Annotated in this window: 8 protein-coding genes; 6 read left to right on the top strand and 2 right to left on the bottom strand. The window is 75.5% G+C overall.

Going from position 1 to position 22,816, the window contains the following annotated elements; genetic code table 11:
• The first annotated feature begins 37 nt into the window (after positions 1-37).
• The gene (locus D5H78_RS19715) at positions 38-14,569 is read left to right on the top strand and encodes a malectin domain-containing carbohydrate-binding protein (protein ID WP_218566277.1); all 14,532 of its coding nucleotides are present in this window, start codon (positions 38-40) and stop codon (positions 14,567-14,569) included.
• Positions 14,570-14,637: 68 nt separating this feature from the next.
• On the opposite strand, the gene D5H78_RS05380 is transcribed toward D5H78_RS19715, so the two are convergent.
• Positions 14,638-15,243 (bottom strand): nucleoside/nucleotide kinase family protein, encoded by a 606-nt coding sequence (locus tag D5H78_RS05380; protein WP_119949431.1) that lies wholly within the window; start codon positions 15,241-15,243, stop codon positions 14,638-14,640.
• On the bottom strand, positions 15,240-15,941 hold the full coding sequence (locus tag D5H78_RS05375; RefSeq protein ID WP_218566276.1) for a FadR/GntR family transcriptional regulator: 702 nt from the start codon (positions 15,939-15,941) through the stop codon (positions 15,240-15,242). The genes D5H78_RS05380 and D5H78_RS05375 overlap by 4 nt, the downstream gene beginning before the upstream one ends.
• Positions 15,942-16,125: 184 nt before the next feature.
• Here D5H78_RS05375 and D5H78_RS05370 point away from each other — a divergent pair, with 184 nt between their 5' ends.
• From D5H78_RS05370 to bar, 5 genes are all read left to right on the top strand, one after another.
• Positions 16,126-17,481, top strand: a complete 1,356-nt coding sequence (locus D5H78_RS05370) for an SLC13 family permease (protein WP_119949430.1) — start codon at positions 16,126-16,128, stop codon at positions 17,479-17,481.
• Positions 17,482-17,515: 34 nt separating this feature from the next.
• The gene (locus D5H78_RS05365; protein ID WP_119949429.1) at positions 17,516-18,682 is read left to right on the top strand and encodes a CaiB/BaiF CoA transferase family protein; all 1,167 of its coding nucleotides are present in this window, start codon (positions 17,516-17,518) and stop codon (positions 18,680-18,682) included.
• A complete protein-coding gene (locus tag D5H78_RS05360) occupies positions 18,679-20,196 on the top strand; it encodes an acetyl-CoA carboxylase carboxyltransferase subunit alpha/beta (protein WP_245941602.1) in 1,518 nt (505 codons plus the stop codon). Before D5H78_RS05365 ends, D5H78_RS05360 begins: the two co-directional genes overlap by 4 nt.
• Before the next feature lie 448 nt (positions 20,197-20,644).
• Positions 20,645-21,577, top strand: coding sequence for a carbamate kinase (locus tag D5H78_RS05355; protein WP_119949428.1), 933 nt, complete (start codon positions 20,645-20,647; stop codon positions 21,575-21,577).
• Positions 21,578-21,672: 95 nt separating this feature from the next.
• The gene (gene bar / locus D5H78_RS05350; protein WP_119949427.1) at positions 21,673-22,791 is read left to right on the top strand and encodes a barbiturase; all 1,119 of its coding nucleotides are present in this window, start codon (positions 21,673-21,675) and stop codon (positions 22,789-22,791) included.
• Positions 22,792-22,816 lie beyond the last annotated feature (25 nt).

Raw genomic sequence — 22,816 nt, 5'->3', positions numbered from 1 at the left:
GAAGGCTCGTCTCTGCCTGCCCATGGGGGGCTCCCGCATGTCATCCGAACACCTGCGCTCGCGGCTCGCCGCGAGCACGGTCGTCACCGTCCTGCTCGGGATGCTGGCGACCATGACGCCCGCGCTCGCCGGCGTCGCCCGAGCTGCCGTCACGCCGGACCTGAGCGTGAAGGTCAACTTCCAGCCCGACGCCTCCGCCGTGCCGGCGGGGTTCACCAAGGACACCGGCGCCGCGTTCGACGGCGCGCGGGGCTACGGCTGGGTGCGCCAGGACAGCCTGCAGGGCGCCCACGTGCCCTTCGGCGTCCCGCTGAACACCCGCGACCGCAGCACCTGCACCGCCCTGACGCCGCAGCAGCGCACGTTCGTCCACATGCAGGCGCCGGCCACGAACGCGACGAACAACGCGACCCCGGTGGCCTGGGACCACGCGCTGCCGAACGGCACGTACGAGGTCACCGTCGGCGTCGGCGACGCCAACCTCGGCAACGACGCGGAGTCGCACACCGTCAACGTCGAGGGCGTCCCGGTCGTCTCCGGCTTCGCCCGCTCCACGGCGGCCAACTGCACCCCGTCGCGGCTCACCACGGGCACGACCTCGGTCACCGTCACCGACGGGGTCCTGACGGTCGACGCCGTGGGGGGCACCAACACCAAGCTCCAGTACGTCACCATCGAGTCCACGCCGAACCCGGTCGCGAGCGTCTCCGCGACCTCGGGCACCTCGGGCGTGAGCCTCGACTGGGACGACGCCGAGGGCGCGACGGCGTACGAGGTCTTCACCTCCGCCACGCTCCCGGTGCCGACGACCGGCACCCCGGCCGCCACCGTGACCGGCAGCGCGTACGAGGACACCACGGCGCCGCGCGGCACCGTGCGCTACTACGCCGTGGCGTCGGTCGACGCCGACGGCGTGCAGGCGCCGGCCGCGCTCGCGTGGGGGATGCCCGACGCCGCCGAGCCGACCGCGCTGCCCCTGCCCGTGCAGGTGAACTTCAGCAGCCAGGCCGGCCCCGCCGTCACCGGCTACCTCAAGGACCACGGCCAGAACTACGCGAACGACCGCGGGTACGGCTGGGTCGTCCCCGGCACCCGGGTCCCCCTCAACCTCGTCGGCAACGGCCGCGTGCGGACCGAGGCGGGGCTCGACCCGCGCCTGGCCTCGCTCATGCACATGCAGGCCGACGACGTCCCGGCGCCCGCCGCCGGCACGATCAAGCAGGAGGGCGCCTGGCAGCTCGCCGTGCCGGCGGGCTCCTACGACGTCGAGGTGGCCGTCGGCGACGCGTCGCCGGGCAGCGACCCGACGACGCACCGCCTCCGCGTCGAGGGCACCGTCGCGGTCGACAGGTTCCCCGTGACCAGCACGACCACCGGTGCCGCCCGCTTCAGGACCGCGACGCTGACCGGCGTCCAGGTGGCCGACGGGTTCCTCACCGTCGACGCCGAGGGCGGCACCAACACCAAGATCGACTACATCACCGTCACGCCCACGCCGGCCGACGCCAAGCCCGCCGCGCCCACCGGCCTCACGGCCACCGCCGGCGACGCCCGCGTCGCGCTCGACTGGGCCGACGGCGGCGAGGACGACCTCGCCGGGTACGACGTCTTCCGCAGCACCGGCACCACCGTCCCGACGACGGGCACCCCGCTGAACGGCGACCAGCCGCTCGGCGCCTCGGCGTTCGAGGACACGACCGCCGCGAACGACACGACCTACCGCTACGCGGTCGTCGCCGTCGACCGTGCCGGGCAGCGCTCCGCGGCCTCGGCGACCGTGACCGCCACCCCGGACGCCGCGGCGCCCGCCGTCGCCGAGCTGCCGCTGAGGGTCGACTTCGTCGACCAGGCCGGCGCGGCGGTCGAGGGCTACCGCAAGGACTACGGCCAGGCGTTCGGCAACGCCCGCGGCAGCGGCTGGGTCGAGCCCGGCACGCACGAGCCGCTGAGCCTCGCCGCCGCGGGCCGCACCCGCCCGGCGCGCGCGGGCGTGACCCCGCTGCAGGCCTCGATCCTGCACATGCAGGGCAGCGGCCTCACGACCAACGCGACGCCCGACGGCTCGTACGAGGTCGCGGTCCCGAACGGCGCCTACGCGGTGACCGTCGGCGTCGGCGACCAGGCCGGCGCGGCCAGGACCGGCTGCCCGGCGCCCTGCTACGACTCGGTGCACCGGGTGCTGGCCGAGGGCGAGCCCGTCGTGGACGGCTTCCAGGCGACCGCCGCCCAGGAGTTCGCGACCCGCACCGCCGTCGTCGAGGTGGCCGACGGCCGCCTCACGCTCGACGCGACCGGTGGCACCAACACGAAGATCACCCACCTCGAGGTCGAGGTGGCCGACACCGCGGCCCCGGCCGCGCCGGCGGGCTTCGTGGCCGACGGCCGCGACGGCCTCGTGCACCTCGCCTGGGACGCCGTCGAGGACGCCGACCTCGCGGGCTACCACGTCTACCGCGCCACCGGCTCCGACCCGGAGCTCGTCCCCGCGAACCGCGTGACCCCCGCCCCGCGGACGGGCAGGACGTACGACGACAGCGCGGTGCAGAACGGCACGTCGTACCGCTACGCCGTCACCGCGGTCGACGCCGCCGGCAACGAGTCGGCGCCGGTCCGCGGCACCGCCACCCCGGCCGACCGCACCGCGCCGCCCGCCGTGGCCGACCTCGTCGCCGTCGCCGGCGTCGAGAGCGTGGCCCTGCGCTGGACGCCGAGCACCGCCACCGACGTGAGCGGCTACCGGGTCTACCGCGCCACCGGCCCGATCCGCGAGCTCACGGACGCCGAGCACGTCGGCTCCTCGCCGACGCCGGCGTACCTGGACGAGGGGCTCACCAACGGCACGACGTACCACTACGTCGTCGTCGCGGTCGACACCGCCGGCAACGTCTCGGCCCTGCCCGCCGGCGTCGAGGCCACGCCGACCGCCGCGCCGGACACCGAGGCGCCCGCCGCCCCGACCGGCCTCGCCGCGACCGCCGGCGATGCGCGCGTCGAGCTCGCCTGGACCGCGAGCACCAGCGGCGACGTCGTCGGCTACGACGTCTTCCGCGCGGCCACCGCCGACGGCGCCGGGACGAAGCTCAACGCGCTGCCGCTGACCGCCACCGCGTTCACCGACGCCACGGCGCTCAACGGCACGACGTACCACTACTACGTCACCGCGTCCGACCTGGCCGGCAACGCGTCCGGGCGCAGCGGGGTCGCGAGCGCGACGCCGCGCGACACCACCGCGCCCGCCGCGCCCCGGGGCGTCACCGCCACGGCGGGGCCCGCCAGCGTCACGCTGCGCTGGACGGCGAACACCGAGCCCGACCTGCGCGGCTACCGGATCTACCGGAGCACCACCGCGTCCGTGCCGACCGACGAAGAGCACCTCGTCGGCCTGCTCACCGGGCGCACCGGGCGCACGTTCCTCGACAGCGACCTCGAGCCGGGCACGACGTACCACTACGTGCTCACCGCGGAGGACCAGCTGCGCAACGCCTCCGCGCCCAGCGCGGTGGCCAGCGCCACGCCCACCGCCCCGGCCGACACCACCGCGCCCGCCGCGCCGACCGGGCTCTCCGCCACGGTCGACGGGACGGACGTGCGCCTGGCCTGGACCGCGGTGACCGCCACCGACCTGGCGGGCTACAACGTCTACCGCTCGACGGGGACCGCCCCGCGGGTCAAGGTCAACGCGGCGCCGGTCACGGCGACCTCGGCCACCGACAGCGGTGCTCCGGCGGGGAGCACGTCGACGTACGTGGTCACCGCCGTCGACCGCAGCGGCAACGAGTCCGTCGCGTCGGGTACCGCCACGGCGACGCCGGCCCAGCCGGCCCTGTCCGCCAAGGTGGACTTCCAGACCGCGGCGGGGGCCGCCGCCCCCGGCTACACCAAGGACACGGGGGCGGCCTTCTCGGTCGCGGCCGGGCAGGGCTGGGTCCGCCAGGACAGCCTGGCGGGCGCCGCCCACACCCCGCTGGACCTGTCGGCCAACACCCGCGACCGGGCGCGCGCCGGGGTCGACGAGCGCCTCGACTCGGTGATCCACATGCAGTACGGCGACATCGTCCCGCTGCCCACGGGCAACGGGAACCTGACGTCGGGCGCGTGGGAGAAGGTCGTCCCGAACGGCCGCTACACCGTCACCGTCGGGGTCGGCGACCAGCCGGGGAACGGCAAGACCGGCTGCCCCGCGCCCTGCTACGACAGCACCCACACGGTGCGGGTCGAGGGCGTCACCGCGGTGGACGCCTTCCAGGCCACGGCGGCGCAGGAGTACGAGACCGGCACCGTGACGGTCGACGTCACCGACGGCCTGCTCACCGTCGACGCGGTCGGCGGCAACAACACCAAGCTCGGCTTCGTCGACATCGCGAGCGCCGGGCCGGTGCTCCCCGACACGACGCCGCCGGCGGCGCCGAGCGGCCTGTCCGCCCTGCCCGGCGACGGCAGCGCCACCCTCACGTGGGGCGCGAGCACGAGCAGCGACGCGGTGGCGTACAACGTGTACCGCGGCGCGACCGACGTCGTCGTGCCCAGCGCGGCCTCGAAGGTCAACACCAGCCCGGTCGTGGGCCTGAGCCTCACCGACACCGGCCTGACCAACGGCACGACGTACCACTACGTGGTCACCGCCGTCGACCAGGCCGGCAACGAGTCGGCCGCCTCGGCGGTCCGCTCGGTCGTCCCGGCCCCCGGCACCGGCACCACCACCGTCAAGGTCAACTTCCAGGACGAGGCGACGACCCCGCCGGCGGGCTACCTCGCCGACTGGGGCCAGGCGTTCGGCCCCCGCACCAGCACGGGCCAGGGCACCGGGCAGTCGTACGGCTGGGTCGGGGTCGGCACCGGCACCCCGCTCTCGCTGGTCGGCAACGGCCGCAACCGGAACGTCGCCTCCAGCGGCATGCCGGCGGCGGGCCTCGCGGACCTGCGGATGGCCACCTTCCTGCACATGCAGCTGCCGGCCACCGTCACCGGCGGGGTCAAGACCCCGGGCAGCTGGGAGCTCGCCGTCCCCAACGGCGCGTACGTCGTCACCGTGGCGGTCGGCGACGCCGGCACCCCGGTCGACAGCACCAACTGGATCGGCATCGAGAACCAGAACGCGATCGCCGCGCACGTGCCCACCGCCACGGCGAAGTCCGCCACGGCGACCCGCACCGTCGTGGTGTCCGACGGCCGGCTCACGCTGTCGCCGGCGGGCGGCACCAACACCAAGATCGACTACGTCGACGTCGTCGGCGTCGACCGCGGCGGGCGGCCGTTCTCGACGGCCGTCACCCCGGCCAACGGCGCCACCGGCGTCGTGACCAACGCGTCGGTCACCACCGACAACGCGCTCAACCCCACCGACGGCGCGGTCGACGAGACCAGCCTCGGCGGGGGCAACGTCCGCCTGGTCCGCGTCCTCGACGGCACGCCCGTCGCCGGCCGCGGCGTCACCAGCGGCGGCGGCGACACGGTCTCCTTCCAGGCCGACGCGCCGCTGAGCCCGAGCACGCTGTACCGCTTCGAGATCACCGAGGCGGTCAAGGACAAGGGCGGGCGCTCCTTCCTGCCCTTCTCCAGCGTCTTCACCACCGCCGGCGGCACCGGGACCGAGCAGCCCCCCGGCACCGTGCGGGCGGCGTTCGACAAGGCCGCCTCCGGCGCCTCGGCCGGCAAGATGTACACCTCGGTGGTCGTCGGCCCCGACGGCAAGCTCTACGCCGGCAGCATCACCGGCCAGATCTACCGCTGGACGATCGGGCAGGACGGCACGCTCTCGGGCGAGCAGGTCATCGACACGGTCCGCACGCACGCCGTGCAGCGCGGCTGGGAGGGCGCTCCCAACCGCACCGTGATCGGCATGGCGTTCGACCCCGCGTCGACGCCGTCGAACCCGGTCCTGTGGATCACCGACAACTACGCGTACCTCGGCCAGGACGTGCCGAACGCGACCGGCGCGATCTCGCGCCTCTCGGGCCCGAACCTGGAGAACTACCAGGAGGTCGCGGTCAACCTGCCGCGGTCGATCAAGGACCACGAGACGAACTCCATCGCGATCCGCGACGGCAAGCTCTACGTCACCCAGGGCTCCATGAACGCCATGGGCGCCACCGACGGCACGTGGAAGCGCCCGGAGCACCTGCTCTCGGCGGCCGTCCTCGAGCTGGACCCGGCCAAGCTGCCGGCCCAGCTGCCGGTCGACGTCGCCACGCCGGACCTGCAGGCCCCGGCCCGCAGCGGCGTCCCGGCCCACACCGGCACGTACGACCCGTACGCGCCGGGCGCCCCGCTGACCCTCTACGCGACGGGCGTGCGCAACGCGTACGACCTCGTGTGGCACAGCAACGGGCACCTCTACTCCGGCACCAACGGCTCGGCCGCGGGCGGCAACACGCCGGCCACGCCGAACCCGCTGCCGGCGTCCTGCGCGAACCGCCCCGACGGCGGCTACAGCGGCCCGTCCGCGCCCGCCATCACGGGCAACCGCCAGGCGGAGACGGACTACGTCTTCGACGTCAGGAAGGGCAAGTACTACGGCCACCCGAACCCGGTGCGCTGCGAGTACGTGCTCAACGCGGGCAACCCGAACGGGTACACCGGCAACCCGCTGTTCAAGGTCAACGCCTACCCGCTGGGCCAGGCGGCGGACCCGAACTACGACCTCGCGGGCGTCTACGACGCGGGCCTGCACGCCAGCGCCAACGGCACCATCGAGTACAAGAACACCCGGGCCTTCGGCGGCGCCTTCGCCGGCAAGCTCGTCGTCGTCCGCTACAGCGCCAACCAGGAGCTGGCCGCGTTCGACGTCGACGCCCAGGGGGCGCTGTCCGCGCCGGTCACCGGGCTCACCGGCTTCACCGGCTTCCGCCAGCCGCTCGACGTCGCGGAGGACGTCGCGACCGGCAACCTCTACGTCACCGAGCTGACGGACAACCCGGCGACCACCGGCATCGTCCTGCTCAAGCCGCAGGGCGGGGCCGGCTCCACCGGCCGCGCCGAGGTCACCGAGCGCCTCGTCTTCTCCGACGTGCAGGGCGGCGCCGCCTCGGCGGCGCAGCAGGTCACCGTCCGGAACACCGGCGGCGGCGCGCTCACCGTCGGCGGGGCCTCCGCCACCGGCACCGACGCGGCGCGCTTCACCGTCGGCACGCCGAGCAAGCCCTTCCCGGCCGTGCTCCAGCCGGGCGAGACGATGACCATCCCGGTCGCGTTCGCGCCGACCACGGCGGGACCGCGCACCGCGACCCTGTCGGTCTCCTCCGACGACCCCCGCTCGGCCACCGCGACCACGCGCCTGCGCGGGCTCGGCACGCTGGGCACCGGGGGCAGCAACGAGCCGTCCCTGCAGTGGATCCTCCAGACGCTGGAGGTCCCGGTGCAGACCGGCGACCCCGACCCGACGAACAACGACATGCCCGCCACCAGCGGCATGCTCGGCGACGAGGTCGCGGTGCAGTCCTTCACCAAGGCCGCCTTCGACCACCCGGTCGAGGTGCAGCCGCTGTCCCTCTACGGCCCCGACGGGCCGGCGGCGAACCCGTACGTCGTGACGGTCGCCGCGCACACCACGGGCAGGCCGGCCGAGCGCACCGTGCTCTTCCGCGGCCCGAACAGCTCCAACCAGCAGCTGCTCCCCGCCGTCACCGACGTCGGCGAGTACGACCTCGAGACCCCCTTCGGGCTCGACTTCACCTGGCACGGCCTCAGCAACCGGGTCGCCTACAGCGAGGACGCGCTCAACACCTGGGGCGGCGCCACGCCGCACAAGGTGCGCGTGTACCCGCTGAAGGACGCCGCCGGCGCCCTGGTGCCGAACGCGTACGTGGTGGCCCCCGAGGACGTCCCGTCCCCGGTGGACTACCAGGACGCGGTGCTGGTCCTGCGCAACGTCAAGCCGGCCACGACGACCGGACCGGTCGAGGGGAAGGTCACGACGAGCGTCCCCGAGCTGGTCTTCAGCGGGGTCCGCGGGACGACGATCCCGACGCGGTCCGTGGTCGTGACCAACGAGACGCTCGAGCCGGTCACCGTCACCCCGTCCGTCACCGGCACCCACGCCGGCGCGTTCGCCCTCGTCGGCGGCGCGCAGGAGGTGGCCGCGGGCGCGACGGCGACGTTCCAGGTGCGCTTCGCCCCGACGAGCGCCCAGCCGCTGGGCCACCTCGAGGCGGCGCTGCGGATCGCCACGACCAGCACGGGCAGCCCGCTCGTCGAGGTCGGGCTGCACGGCCTGGCGACCCCCGGCGAGCAGGGGGGCAACGAGCCCCCGCTCAAGGCGGTCGTGGACACCCTCGGCCACCCGGTCGACGTGGGCGGTACCGGCCTGATCCTGGGCACGGGCGCCGCGCCGATCGGCGAGGAGGTCGCCGCCCAGCAGTTCGTCAAGGCCGGCACCGCGCCGGTCACGCTCACCCCGGTGGCGCGCTACTCCCCGGACGAGGTGCTGCCCTTCGGGTGGTACCCGGCGACCGCGGGCGACCCGGAGCTGCGCGAGGTCGGCGTCATCGCGCTCGACAACGAGCAGACCCTCAACCCGGCGGTCCAGCCGGGCGGGAGCGCCTCGTTCGACCCGGGCACGGCGCCGTTCGGCCTGTACGTCGACTCCAAGTCGTTCGGCCGGGTCAGCTACACGCAGGACGGGCTCAACGTCGGGGCGGGGCGCACCGTGCACGCGGCGCGCACCTGGCCGGCCAAGGACCGCTCCGGCAAGGTCGTCCCGGGCACGTACCTCGTGGGCTTCGAGGACGCGACCAACGGCGACTACCAGGACTACCTGTTCCGGATCACCGGCGTCCGCCCCGCGGCGGACAGCGCGACCGGCACGGCCCTGGCGCGGGTGGACTTCACCACCCCGGCCGGCCCGGTGGCGGCGGGCTACACCGCCGACAGCGGCGCGCCGTACTCGGACGCGGCCGGCCGCGGCTGGGTCCGCCCCGGCACGGGCACCCCGCTCGACATGGGCAGCCTCACCCGTGAGCGGACGGGGACGGCCGAGCAGCGCTCGCGCACGCTCGTCCTCATGCAGCCGACGGCGACCCAGTCGCCGAACGGCGACGGCGCCTGGGAGCTCGCGGTCCCGAACGGCACGTACACCGTGACCGTCGAGGCCGGTGACGCGTCCTTCACCGACTCGGTCCACACGGTCCGGGTCGAGGGCCAGGTCGCGGTGGCGGGCTTCGTCCCGACCACGGCGACGCCGTTCCAGACCGGGCGGGTCACCGTCCCGGTCAGCGACGGCCGGCTCACCGTCGACGCGGTCGGCGGCACCAACACGAAGGTCACGTACGTCGACGTGGACCGCACCACGGTCACCGGCGACACCACGGCGCCGACGGTCACCGCGACGGTCAGCGGCCTGCAGCAGTCCGCGGGCACCTTCAAGAACACCGCCACGGTCACGGTCACCGCGACCGACGCGGGCAGCGGGGTCGCCTCGACCTCGTACAGCCTCGACGGCGGGGCCTTCCGGACCTACACCGGCCCGGTCGAGGTCACGACGACGGGCGCGCACACCGTGCGGGCCCGGGCGGTCGACGTGGCCGGCAACATCGCCACCTCGGCGACGACGACCTTCAGCGTCGTCACGGCCGCCCCGAGCACGGCGAACGTCGTGCTCGAGAACGTCGACGGGGTGCCGTTCGCGGACCGGCTCGTCATGAACCGGATCCAGAACCCCGAGACGGGCAAGCGCTGCCGGGACACCGCGGCCTGCGACCCGGTCACCGGGCCGTTCTTCCCCGTCAACGGCGTCCACGACGTCGCCACCCTGCGGATCCGCAACACCGGGACCGATGCGCTCAACGTGACCGGCCTGGCCGTCACCGGGCCCTTCGCCCTCGTGGACCCGCAGGCCGCCCCGGCGCTCGTCGCGGCCGGCGCCTCGCTCGACGTGCCCGTGCGCTTCACCGCCACGGCGGCGGGCAGCGCCGCCGGTCTCTGGACCGGGTCGCTGACCGTCACGACGGACGACGTGGACGAGCCGAGCCTGCCGGTGGAGCTCGCCGGCTTCTGGCAGAGCCAGTCCGAGGGCGGCCAGGAGCCCGACCTCACCGAGATCACGCGGCTCTTCGGCTACCGCACGGCGATCACCAGCGCCGGGCAGTCCATCAACCAGCAGGGCCTGGTCACCGCCGTCGGCGACGAGGTGCTCAGCCCCTACTGGGTCCGCACCAGCGCCACGGCGCCGGTCACGGTCCGCCAGCTGGCGGCCTTCCACACCCAGGGCAACACCGCGACCATCGGGTGGCACGCCAAGGGCTCGTCGTCGGTGACGAACGTCGTCACCCACGCGGGGGTCGACGGCCAGTCGGTGCTGCCGCACCGCAACGGCTCGACGACGCAGTACGCCTCGGGCACCTTCTCGCCGGCCGGCGCCTTCGGGCTCCGGATCGACAGCGAGTGGAGCGACCCGGCGCGCAACAACAGCGCCGTGGACGTCGAGAACGGCTGCGTCGGCACCTGCGGGCACCACATGCGGTTCTGGCCGGTCCGCGACCGCGCCGGCGCCGTGGTGCCGGGCAGCTGGATCGTCGCGATGGACTACTCCGGGATCAACTACGACTACCAGGACAACGTCTACCTGGTGACGGGCATGCGCCCGGAGCTGGCCGTCGACCCGGCCGCCCCGGCCCCGGTGCCCGGCGCGTCCTCCCTGCAGCTCGGCTTCGACGCCGCGGTGCCCGGGACGGTCGCGGACAAGGACGGGACGGGGACCGGCTTCACCTCCGTCCAGCGCAACAAGCAGGACACCACCGGCACCACCAGCTCGTACCAGGCGCCGCTGCTGGACGTCGTCACCTCCGCTCCGGGCACCCTCGCGGTGACCTCCAACGGCGGCGCGACGACCGGCAGCAACGCCGGCACGGACAACACGCTCGTCAACGGCCTGCAGACGGCCTTCGACGGCACCGCCGGGACCTTCGCGGTCACCGGTCGCCTGCTCGGCCCGGTCGCCGGCTTCGACGCCGGCAGCGAGCAGGCGGGCGTGATGCTCGGGGCGAACCAGGACAACTTCGTCAAGGTCGCCGTCATCAACCGCAGCGGCGTCCCGAGCATCGAGCTGTACGCCGAGCAGGGCGGCACGGGCGCGACGGTCGGCACCGCGGTGCCGGTCCCGGGCCCGGCGACGGTGGGCTCGCTCGAGCTGGTGCTCATCGGCGACGCCACCGCCGGGACCGTGCGGGCGGCGTACCGGGTCGACGGGGGCACCCTCCAGGTGCTGCCGACGGCGTGGACGGTGCCGGCCGGCACCAGGGGCACGATCTTCGACGCCCAGTCGAAGGCCGGCCTGATCGTGGCCCACAAGGGCGGCGCCGCCTTCACGGCGACGTACGACTCCTTCGCGGTCACCGCCGGCGACCCGACCGCGGGCGCCGACCAGCGCGAGGCCCTGCACCGCCTGGACGTGGCCGGCTCCGCGCCGTACACCGACAGCAAGGGCCAGGTCTGGACGACCGACGCCGGGCGCTACTCGCCGGCGACGGCTCCCGCCGAGGGCGCGAGCACGACGCAGGAGATCGCGGGCACGACGGACGACGTCCTGTACCGCACCTACCGCGGGAACGTGGGCAACGTGGCGCAGGACCAGCGGGTCCTGACCTACGCGCTGCCGACGAGGGCGGCCGGCACGGTCGACCTGCGCCTGCACTTCGCCGAGCGCGCCGCGGGCAACAACGCGGTCGGGCGGCGGGTGTTCGACATCGAGGCCGAGGGCAAGGTCGTGCGCCGCGGGTTCGACGTCTACGCGGCCGCCGGCGGGCTCAACACCGCCGTCGTCCTCCCGGTCCGCGGCGTCACCGTGACCGACGGGGTCCTCGACCTGGCCTTCCGGGCCACGGCCGACTACCCGTCGATCGCCGCGATCGAGGTCCTCTGCCAGGGCACCTGCCCGGTGGACACCACCGCCCCGGCGGCGCCGACCGGCCTCGCGGCCACGGCGTCCACCACGGGCGTGGCCCTCGACTGGGCCGACAACGGCGAGGCCGACGTCGTCGGGTACGACGTCTACCGCGCCACCGGCACCGGCGCCTTCGCCAAGCTGACCGCGACGCCGGTGCGGGCCTCGGCCTACACCGACAGCACCGCGGCCCCCAGCACGGCCTACGGCTACCGCGTCGTCGCGCTCGACAGCTCGGACAACGCCTCCGCGGCGTCCGCGACCGCCACGGTCACGACGCCGGCCCCGCCGGCGCCGACCTCCGTCCGCATCAACGCGGGCGGCGCGGCGCAGACGGTCGGCGGCACCACCTGGTCCGCCTGCGCGGCCACCACGGCGTGCAGCGGCTGGGTGAGCGGCGGCTTCGCCTACTCCGAGGCCGACACCGTCACCGGCATCCCCGCCGGGCTCAACAACGCGGTGTTCCAGACGGAGTGGACCGGCGGCGCCACCGGCACCGGGGTCGTCCCGGTCGGGCAGCGGGCCTTCGGGTTCGACGTCCCGGTCGTCAACGGCCCCTACGCGGTCCGCCTGCACTTCGCCGAGCTGAACAAGACCGGCGCGGGGCAGCGCACCTTCGACGTCCGGCTCGAGGGCTCCACGGTCCTCACCGCCTTCGACGTCTGGGCCGCCGCCGGCGGGATCGACCGGGCCGTGGTCCGGGAGTTCCCCGTCACCGTCACCGACGGGAAGGTCACGATCGACTTCCTGCGCCGGGTGGAGAACGCGAAGGTCTCGGCGATCGAGATCCTCCCCGTCCTGCCCGACACGACGGCACCGGGCGCCCCGGCCGGCCTGACGGCCACCGGCGCCCTCGCCGGGAACACGCTCTCCTGGACGGCGCGGACCGAGGCCGACCTCGCGGGCTACAACGTCTACCGGGCGTCCTCGCCCACGGGGACGTACACCAAGCTGAACGGCGCGCTGCTCACCGGCACGACGTTCAGCGACACCGCCGCCCCGGTCGACGCCGCGTCGTCGTACCAGGTCACCGCGGTGGACCGCGCGGGGAACGAGTCCGCCCGCTCGGCGACGGCGACGGCCACCCGGCCGGCGCCCGACACGACGCCGCCGGCCGTCGTCACGGGCCTCACGGCCACGGGCTCGGCCACCGGCGTGGCGCTCTCCTGGAGCGCGAGCACGGCGGGCGACCTCGCGGGCTACACGGTCTACCGGTCCTCCGCGGCCACGGGGCCGTGGACGGCGCTGACGACGTCGCTGATCACGGGCACGACGTTCGCCGACCCGAGCGCCCCGCAGGGCGCCGCGTCCTACTACCAGGTCACCGCGACCGACCGGTCGGGCAACCAGTCCGCCCGCTCGGCGACGGCGTCCGCGACGCGGCCCGACACCACCGCCCCCGCGGCGGTGACCGGGCTCACGGCCACCGGGTCCCAGACCGGGATCGCGCTCTCCTGGGGCGCGAGCACGGCGGGCGACCTGGCCGGCTACTCGGTCTACCGGGCCTCCTCGGCCACGGGGACGTACACGAAGCTGGGCGGCGCGCTGCTCACCGGCACGACGTTCACCGACACGACGGCTCCGGCGGGCGCGGCGTCCTGGTACCAGGTCACCGCGACCGACACGGCCGGCAACGAGTCGCCCCGCCCGGCGGCGGTCTCGGCCACCCGGCCGGGGACGACGACGCAGCAGCCGGTCCGCATCAACGCCGGCGGCGGCGCCGTCACCACCGGCGGGGTCAGCTGGCTGGCCGACCAGTGGTTCACCGGGGGCAAGAGCTACAGCAACGCCCAGGTCAGCGCGATCGCCGGCACCACCGACGACGTGCTGTACCGGACGGAGCGCAGCGCCACCGGGAACCTGGTGCCGTTCAGCTACGGCATCCCGGTCGCCAACGGCACCTACACCGTCCGCCTGCACTTCGCCGAGATCTACTTCGGCGCGACGGGTGGCGGCGCCGGCGGCACCGGCAAGCGGGTGCTCAGCGCGAACATCGAGGGTGGTCCCGTGGAGGTCGCCAACCTCGACCTCAACGCGGTGGCCGCGCCGATGACCGCGGTGGTCCGCGAGTTCCAGGTGCCCGTCACCGACGGCCGGGTCGACATCGCCTTCAGCTCCACGGTCAACCAGGCCAAGGTGTCGGCGATCGAGGTCCTGCCGGTCACCACGACCCCGCCGGCGCGCCCGACCGTCCGCATCAACGCGGGCGGCCCGGCGCAGACGGTCGGCGGGACGACGTGGGCGGCGTGCTCGTCCACCACGGCCTGCAGCGGCCGGGTGAGCGGCGGCTTCGCCCACACCGAGGACGACACCATCACCGGTCTGCCGGCGGGCACCAACCAGGCGCTCTACCGGTCCGAGTGGACGGGCGGCGCGACGGCCCCCGGCGCCGTCGTGCCGGTCGGCTCGCGGGCCTTCGGGTTCGACGTGCCGGTCACCAACGGCGCCTACACCGTCCGGCTGCACTTCGCGGAGCTCAACAAGACCGGCGTCGGCCAGCGCGTCTTCGACGTGCGGCTCGAGGGGACCGAGGTCCTCAGCCGGTTCGACGTCCGCGCGGCCGCGGGGGCGATCGACCGGGCGGTCGTCAGGGAGTTCCCGGTGACCATCACCGACGGGCGGGTGACGATCGACTTCATCCGCCGGGTCGAGAACGCGAAGGTCAGCGCGATCGAGATCGTCCCGGTCGGCTGAGCGGCACCACCCGTACGGCCCGCGGCGCCGGCGCCCCCCGCGAGGGGGGTGCCGGCGCCGCGGCGCGTTCAGCGGGGGAGCAGGGGCAGCGGGTCGTCCGGGCCCGGCGGCGGGGCCGCGCCGTCGAGCAGCAGCCCGGCCGCCGCCCGGGTCCCCTCCGCGGCGTGGTGCGCCTCCTCCTGCGCCGCCCAGCGGTCCCAGTGGGGGGCGTACGCCTCCCCGTCGCGCGCCAGGGCCCGCTGCCGGCGCAACGGCGCCGGGGCGTCGAGCCACACGAGCAGCGACAGCCGCGGGCGGGCGCAGCGCGCGCCGGCGCCGACGCCCTCGACCACGAGCACCCCGCCCGGGCGCACCTCGGCCCGTCCCGCGGGCTCGGACCGGACCCAGGACCAGCGGCGGTACCCGGCGGGGCGACCGGTGGCGAGAGCCTCGAGGACGTCGGCGCACAGGGCCCGCGCGCCGGCGGCGAGGCCGTCCCAGCCCGGGTAGACGTCGTCGAGGTGCAGCGTGCGCGCGTCGGCGCCGGCGTCGCGCAGCGCAGCGACGAGCCGGCGGGCGAAGGTCGTCTTGCCCGACCCGGAGCGCCCGTCGACGCCCACGACCACGGTGCCGCCCGCGCGCGGGGGCAGGGCCCGGACCCGGTCGGCGAGGTCGCGCAGGGAGGCCGGGCTCACGCCCCGGGCTCGCCGCGCAGCAGGGCGACGTCGGAGACGAGCCGGATGTGCTCGCGCATGGCCGCGGCCGCCGCGGCCGGGTCGCCCGCCTCGACGGCGTCGGCGATGCGGGTGTGCCCGGCCAGGGAGTCGTGCGGGCGCCCGGGCTGCCCGAGGGACTCCTGGCGCGAGGCCCGGACCTCCTGGGCCAGCCCGGTCATGAGGTCGGCGAGCAGCCCGGAGTGGGCCGCTGCCGTCACGGCCGCGTGGAAGCGCTCGTCGCCCTCGAGCCCCCGCCCGCCGGCGTCGATGTCCCGGGCCATGAGCTCGAGCGCGGCCCGGATCCGCGCCACGTCCTCGTCGGTGCGCCGCGCGGCGGCGAGCTCGGCGAGCTTCACCTCGAGCGCCTCGCGCGCGTCGATGACCTCGGACAGGGCGCGCCGGCGGGCTCGCAGCGCCGCGAGGACCCGCGCGTCGGGACCCTGCTCGAGCAGCACCGCGCCGTCCCCGTGGCGCACGTCCACGACGCCGCGCACCTCGAGGGCCACGAGGGCCTGGCTGACCGAGGCCCGGCTCACGCCGAGGCGGACCGCCAGCTCGCGCTCGCCCGGCAGGCGGTCCCCCGGGCGCAGGCCCTCGGCCTCCACGTGCTCGAGCAGGCGCTCGACGAGGCGCTCGTAGAGCCGGGCCCGCGGCACCGGCCGCAGCGGCGCGCTCACGCGGGCCGCCCGGCCGCGCCCGGCCCTGCGCCGCGGCCCCCCGTCGGACCCCTCACGCGACCTCCCCGCGCCCCGGCGAGCTGTGTTGACAGTCACAGATGCTGTCCTAGAGGCTAGGCCACCGGTCCAGACGCCGCCACCCCTCGCGGCGCGCCCCCGCAGCCCCGCACGCAGGGAGACGTCGATGTCCCCGGAGCTCATCTCCATCCTCGCCCTCGTCGCGATGTTCGTCGTCGCGACGTTCCTGCCCATCAACATGGGCCTGCTCGCCCTCGTCGGCGCCTTCCTCGTCGGGACGGCCGTCGCCGGCTTCGAGACCGACGACATCCTGGGCGGCTTCCCGGGCAGCCTCTTCGTGACCCTCGTCGGCATCACGTACCTCTTCGCGATCGCCCAGAACAACGGCACGATCGACTGGCTGGTGCGGACCGCGGTGCGCGGCGTGCGCGGGCGGGTCTGGCTCATCCCCTGGGTGATGTTCTCGGTGGCCGCGCTGCTCACGGCCGTCGGCGCCGTGAGCCCGGCCGCCGTCGCCATCCTCGCCCCGGTCGCGCTGGGCATCGCGGCGCAGTACGGCATCAGCCCGCTGCTCATGGGCCTGCTCATCGTGCACGGCGCCCAGGCGGGCGGCTTCTCCCCGATCAGCATCTACGGCAGCACGGTCAACGACATCGTCGACTCCAGCGGGCTGCCCGGGGACGAGCTGGTGCTCTTCCTGTCCAGCCTGCTGTTCAACCTCGTCGTCGCGGTCGGGCTGTTCCTCGTGCTCGGCGGGCGCCGGCTCATGGCCCTGCGGATCGACCCCACGACCGGCGACGCCCACGACGGCGACGGCAACCGCGTCTCCGTACCCGGGCGCAGCGTGCCGGTGCGCGGGCACGGGGGCACCGAGGCGGCGACGGCGCAGGGCGGGCACGCGCTCGCGCTGTCCGACGGCCCGGGGCTCACCCGCGACCAGGGGCTCACCCTCGTCGGCCTGCTCGCCCTCGCCGTCGCCGCCTTCGGCTTCGACCTGGACGTCGGCCTCGTCGCCGTCACCGTCGCGGTCGTCCTGGCGCTGCTGAGCCCCGCCTCGCAGAAGGGCGCGGTCGACAAGGTCGCCTGGTCCACGGTGCTGCTCGTCGGCGGCGTCGTCACGTACGTCGCGGTGCTGCAGGAGATGGGGACGATCGACTACGTCGGCACGACCGTCTCGGACCTCGGCGCCCCGCTGCTCGTCGCCCTGCTGCTGTGCTTCGTGGGCGGCATCGTCTCGGCGTTCGCCTCCTCGACGGCGATCCTCGCCGCGACGATCCCGCTCGCCGTGCCCTTCCTGCTCGCCGGCGAGGTCGGGGCCGTCGGCCTCATCGCGGCCCTCGCCGTCTCCTCGACGATGGTCGACGTCAGCCCGTTCTCCACCAACGGCGCGCTCGTCCTCGCCAACGCCCAGGGCGTCGACCGCGACGCCTTCTACCGCCAGCTGCTGCTCTACGGCGCGGCGGTCGTCGTCCTCGCGCCGGTCGCGACCTGGCTCGTGCTCGTCGTCCCCGGCTGGCTCTGACCCGCCCGCGCACCCGCACCCGGAGGTACGTCCCGTGGCCCGACCCCTCGACGGCGTCGTCGTCGTCGACCTGTCCCGAGCCCTCGCCGGACCGCACGCGGGGATGATGCTCGCCGACCTCGGCGCGCGCGTCATCAAGGTCGAGACGCCCGGCACCGGCGACGACACCCGCGGCTGGGGGCCGCCCTTCGTCGGTCCCGAGGACGCGCGCGAGTCGACGTACTTCCTGTCGTGCAACCGCGGCAAGGAGTCCGTCGCGCTCGACCTCAAGAGCGAGGACGGCAAGGACGTCCTCACCCGGCTGGTCCGGCGCGCGGACGTCCTCGTGGAGAACTTCCGCACCGGGGTGCTGGACCGGCTCGGGTTCTCCGTCGAGCGCCTGCACGAGCTCAACCCGCGGCTCGTCGTGCTCTCGATCACGGGCTTCGGCCACGACGGGCCCGAGGGCGGGCGCGCCGGCTACGACCAGATCGCGCAGGGCGAGGCCGGGCTCATGGCGCTCACCGGCCCGTCGCCCGACGAGCCGACCAAGGTCGGCGTCCCGATCGGCGACCTGCTCGCCGGGATGTACGGCGCGTACGGCGTCGTCTCCGCGCTCTACGAGCGCGAGCGGACGGGGCGCGGGCGCGTCGTCCGCACGAGCCTGCTCGCCGCGGTGGTCGGGGTGCACGCGTTCCAGGGGACGCGGTGGACGGTGGCCGGGCAGGTGCCGCGCGCCATCGGCAACCACCACCCGTCCATCACGCCGTACGGCCTCTTCCACGCCGCCGACGGGATGCTGCAGATCGCCGTCGGCAGCGAGGGGCTGTGGCGGCGCTTCGCGCCCGCCTTCGGCCTCGACCGCGAGGACTGGGCGACCAACGCGCAGCGCGTCGACGACCGCGACGCGGTGATCGCCGCGGTGGACGAGGCCTTCTCCTCCGTGCCGCTGGCCGACCTGCTGCCGCGGCTCGCGGAGATCGGCATCCCGGCCGGCGAGGTGCGCACGCTGGACCGCGTCTACGCGTGGGAGCAGACCCGCTCGCAGGGGCTGCTGCTCGACGTGGAGCACCCGACGCTGGGCACGGTCACGCTGCCCGGCCCGCCGCTGCGGTTCGACGACGGCTTCCTCGGCGACGACGGCATCGCCGCGCCGCCGACGCTGGACCAGCACGGCGCGGCGGTGCGGGCGTGGCTGGACGAGCTCGAGGCGGGGGAGTGAGCGCCCGCCCGCGCCGGGTCGGCGCCCTCGAGCTCGCCCGGCGGGTCCTCGACGGCGGCAGCTGGACCTCGTGGGACGAGGACCCCGTCGACATCGGCCCGATGTCCGAGGCGTACCGCGCCGACGTGGCGGCCGCGCGCGAGCGCTCGGGCCTGGACGAGGCGCTCATCACGGGGGAGGGGCGCATCCGCGGGCGGCGGGTCGCCGTCGTCGCGTGCGAGTTCTCCTTCCTCGCCGGCTCCATCGGCGTCGCGGCCGCCGAGCGGCTCGTCCGCGCGGTCGAGCGCGCGACCCGCGAGGGGCTGCCGCTCGTCGCCTCGCCCACCTCCGGCGGCACCCGCATGCAGGAGGGGACCGTCGCCTTCCTGCAGATGGTGAAGATCAGCGCGGCGGTGGCCAAGCACAAGGAGGCGGGGCTGCCGTACCTCGTCTACCTGCGCAACCCCACCACCGGCGGCGTCCTCGCCTCCTGGGGCTCGCTCGGGCACGTGACGGTCGCCGAGCCCGGCGCGCTCGTCGGCTTCCTCGGCCCCCGCGTGTACGAGGCGCTCTACGGCGACGCGTTCCCCGAGGGCGTGCAGGTCTCGGAGAACCTCTACGAGAAGGGCCTCATCGACGCGGTCCTGGCCCCCGAGCAGCTGCGGGGCACCGCCGCGGACGCGCTCGACGTGCTCATGGCGCCGCGCGAGGACCTGCCCGAGGTGCCCGACCTGCCCGAGGACGCGCCGGAGGAGCTGCCCGACGTCCCGGCCTGGGAGTCCATCCGGATCACGCGCCGCGCCGACCGCCCGTCGGTGCGGGCGCTGCTGCGGGCCGCGGCGGGCAGCATCACCCCGCTGCACGGCACCGGGCAGGGCGAGAGCGAGGGGACGCTGCTCGTCGCCCTCGCCCGCTTCGGCCAGGCTCCGTGCCTCGTCATGGGCCAGGACCGGCGCCGCCAGAGCGAGGGCGCGCCGCTCGGCCCGGGCAGCCTGCGCGAGGCCCGCCGCGCGATGCGCCTCGCCGCCGAGCTCGGCCTGCCGCTCGTCAGCGTCATCGACACCGCCGGCGCCGCGCTGTCCCGCGAGGCCGAGGAGGGCGGGCTCGCCGGGGAGATCGCCCGCTGCCTCGCCGAGCTCGTCGTGCTGCCGGCGCCGACGCTGTGCGTGCTCCTCGGCCAGGGCACCGGCGGCGGCGCGCTCGCGCTGCTCCCCGCCGACCGCGTGGTCGCCGCGCAGCACGCCTGGCTGTCGCCGCTGCCCCCCGAGGGCGCGTCGGCCATCCTGCACCGCACCACCGAGCGCGCCCCCGAGATCGCCGCCGACCAGGGCGTGCGCTCGCTCGACCTGCTCCGCGACGGCGTCGTCGACCGCATCGTCGCCGAGCGCCCCGACGCCGCCGACGAGCCCCGCGCCTTCCTCGCCCGCCTCGGCGGGGTGCTGGAGCAGGAGCTCGTCCGCCTGCTGCGCCGCCCCGCCGGCGAGCGCCTCGACGCCCGGCTCGCGCGGTACCGAGGGCTCGGGCTCCCGGGCTGACGCGCGGCGGTCGCCCCCCCGGGGGTGTCCTTGACGGGGGGCACCACGCCTGAGGGGCACCCTCACGCCGCCCGCACGCCTGAGGGGCACCCTCACGCCGCCCGTACGCCTGAGGGGCACCCCCAGCAGACTCGACTCTGCTGAGGGGCACCCTCACGCCGCCCGCACGCCTGAGGGGCACCCTCACGCCGCCCGTACGCCTGAGGGGCACCCTCACGCCGCCCGCACGCCTGAGGGGCACCCTCACGCCGCCCGTACGCCTGAGGGGCACCCTCAGCAGACTCGACTCTGCTGAGGGGCACCCCGAGGCGCGGGATGCGCCTGGGGGTGCCCCTCATGGGTGGAGCACGGGGCCGCGCACCCGGGCCACCCCTGCCAACGCGCGCCGGGCCGCCCGGGCAGATCCTGCCCGTGCCGGGGCCGGAGGCGCCGCCCTACGCTCCCCGGCATGCGCCTGCTCGTCGCCCTCGGGGGCAACGCGATGACGGCCCCGGACGGGAGCGCGACGCCGCAGGCCCAGATCGCCGCTGTCACCGCCGCGGCGGGGGGCCTCGCCGCGCTGGTCGCCGACGGGCACGAGCTGGTGCTCACCCACGGCAACGGCCCGCAGGTGGGCAACCTGCTCGTGAAGAACGAGCTCGCCGCCCACGTCGTCCCCCCAGTGCCGCTGGACTGGTGCGGCGCGCAGACCCAGGGGACCGTCGGCGCGGTCGTCCTCGACGCGCTGGAGCCGGCGCTGGCCGCGCACGGGCTCGCGCCGCGGGTCGCCGTCCTCGTGAGCCGCACCCTCGTCGACCGCGACGACCCGGGCCTGCACGCGCCGAGCAAGCCGGTGGGCCGCTACCTGCCGGCCGACGAGGCGCGGGCGCTGGTCGAGCACGGGCAGGTGTGGCAGGACCGCGGGGAGCGCGGCTGGCGGCGGGTGGTCGCCTCGCCGGAGCCCGTCGAGGTGCTCGACGCCCCGGCGGCCCGGGTCCTCCTCGAGGCCGGCTACGTCGTCGTCGTCGCCGGCGGGGGCGGCATCCCCACCGTCCGCGAGCCCGACGGTCGCCTGCGCGGGGTCGAGGCCGTCATCGACAAGGACCTCACGGCGGCCGTGCTGGCGCGCCAGCTCGGCGCGGACGCGCTGGTCATCGCCACCGACGTGCCGGCGGCCGTCCTCGGGCACGGCACGCCCGACGCCCGCCCGCTCGGCCGGGTCACCACCGCCGACCTGCGCGCGCACGCCGCGGGCGGCGCCTTCGCCAGCGGGAGCATGGGCCCGAAGGTCGAGGCCGCGCTGCGCTTCGTCGAAGCCGGTGGGGCGCTGGCCGCCATCACGGCGCTGGGCGCGATCGGCGACGCGGTGCGCGGGCGGGCCGGGACGGTCGTCGTGCCCTGACGGCGGGACCCGCGCAGGAGCGCGCGCACGAGCAGCAGGACCCCCGCGCCGACCGGCGCGGGCGGGAGCCGTACGAGAGCGGAGAGGTGCCCCCAGTGAGCGCAGCGGTCGAGCCCGTCGAGGTGCGCAAGGTCCCCATCGAGAGCGTGAGCGACGCCTCGGGCCTGGCGCGGCTCATCGACGAGGGGGTCGTCGAGGCCGACCGCGTCGTGGCCGTGGTCGGCAAGACCGAGGGCAACGGCGGCGTCAACGACTACACCCGGATCATCGCCGACCGCGCCTTCCGCGAGGTGCTGCTGGCGCGGGGCACGCGCACGCCCGAGGAGGTCGGCGAGGTCCCCATCGTCTGGTCCGGGGGCACCGACGGCGTCATCTCCCCGCACGCCACGGTGTTCGCGACCCTCCCGCCCGGCAGCGTGGAGCCGAGCGACGAGCCGCGGGTGTCCGTGGGGTACGCCATGAGCGCGCAGATCCTCCCCGAGGACATCGGCCGCCCCGCGATGGTCGAGAAGGTCGCCGCCGGCGTGCGCGAGGCGATGGCCCGCGCGGGCATCGACGACCCCGCCGACGTCCACTACGTCCAGACCAAGACGCCGCTGCTCACGCTCGAGACGATCACCGACGCGAAGTCCCGCGGCCGTGACGTGGTCACCGAGGACACGCTGAAGTCGATGGACATCTCGAACTCCACGACGGCCCTCGGCATCGCGGTGGCCCTCGGCGAGATCGAGCCGCCGACGGCGGAGCAGATCCACAAGGACCTCTCGCTCTACTCCGCGGTCGCCTCGTGCTCCTCGGGCGTGGAGCTGGACCGCGCGCAGATCGTCGTCGTCGGCAACGTGCGGGGGATCGGCGGGCGCTACCGGGTCGGGCACAGCGTGATGCGCGACGCGCTCGACGCCGACGGGGTGTGGGACGCGATCCGCTCGGCGGGGCTCGACCTGCCCGAGCGCCCGCGCACCGAGGACCTCGGCGACCGCGTCGTCAACGTCTTCTGCAAGTGCGAGGCCGACCCGACCGGGCGGGTCCGCGGGCGGCGCAACATCATGCTCGACGACTCCGACGTGCACTGGCACCGCCAGATCAAGGCCTGCGTGGGCGGCGTCGTCGCGAGCGTGACCGGCGACCCGGCCGTGTTCGTCTCGGTCGCGGCCGTGCACCAGGGCCCGTCCGGTGGCGGGCCGGTCATCGCGATCGTCGACCACGGCGCCTGAGCCGGGCCGCCCCGCGCGACCGGCG

The organism is Vallicoccus soli, assembly GCF_003594885.1.
Lineage (GTDB): Bacteria > Actinomycetota > Actinomycetes > Motilibacterales > Motilibacteraceae > Vallicoccus > Vallicoccus soli.
Note: the sequence above shows the minus strand (reverse complement) of the source record. Positions and strands in the feature narration are given on the sequence as shown.

Coding starts and splice junctions, on each gene's coding strand:
- D5H78_RS05370 (WP_119949430.1), top strand. CDS start 16,126: ATGTCCCCGGAGCTCATCTCCATCCTCGCCCTCGTCGCGATGTTCGTC.
- D5H78_RS19715 (WP_218566277.1), top strand. CDS start 38: ATGTCATCCGAACACCTGCGCTCGCGGCTCGCCGCGAGCACGGTCGTC.
- D5H78_RS05355 (WP_119949428.1), top strand. CDS start 20,645: ATGCGCCTGCTCGTCGCCCTCGGGGGCAACGCGATGACGGCCCCGGAC.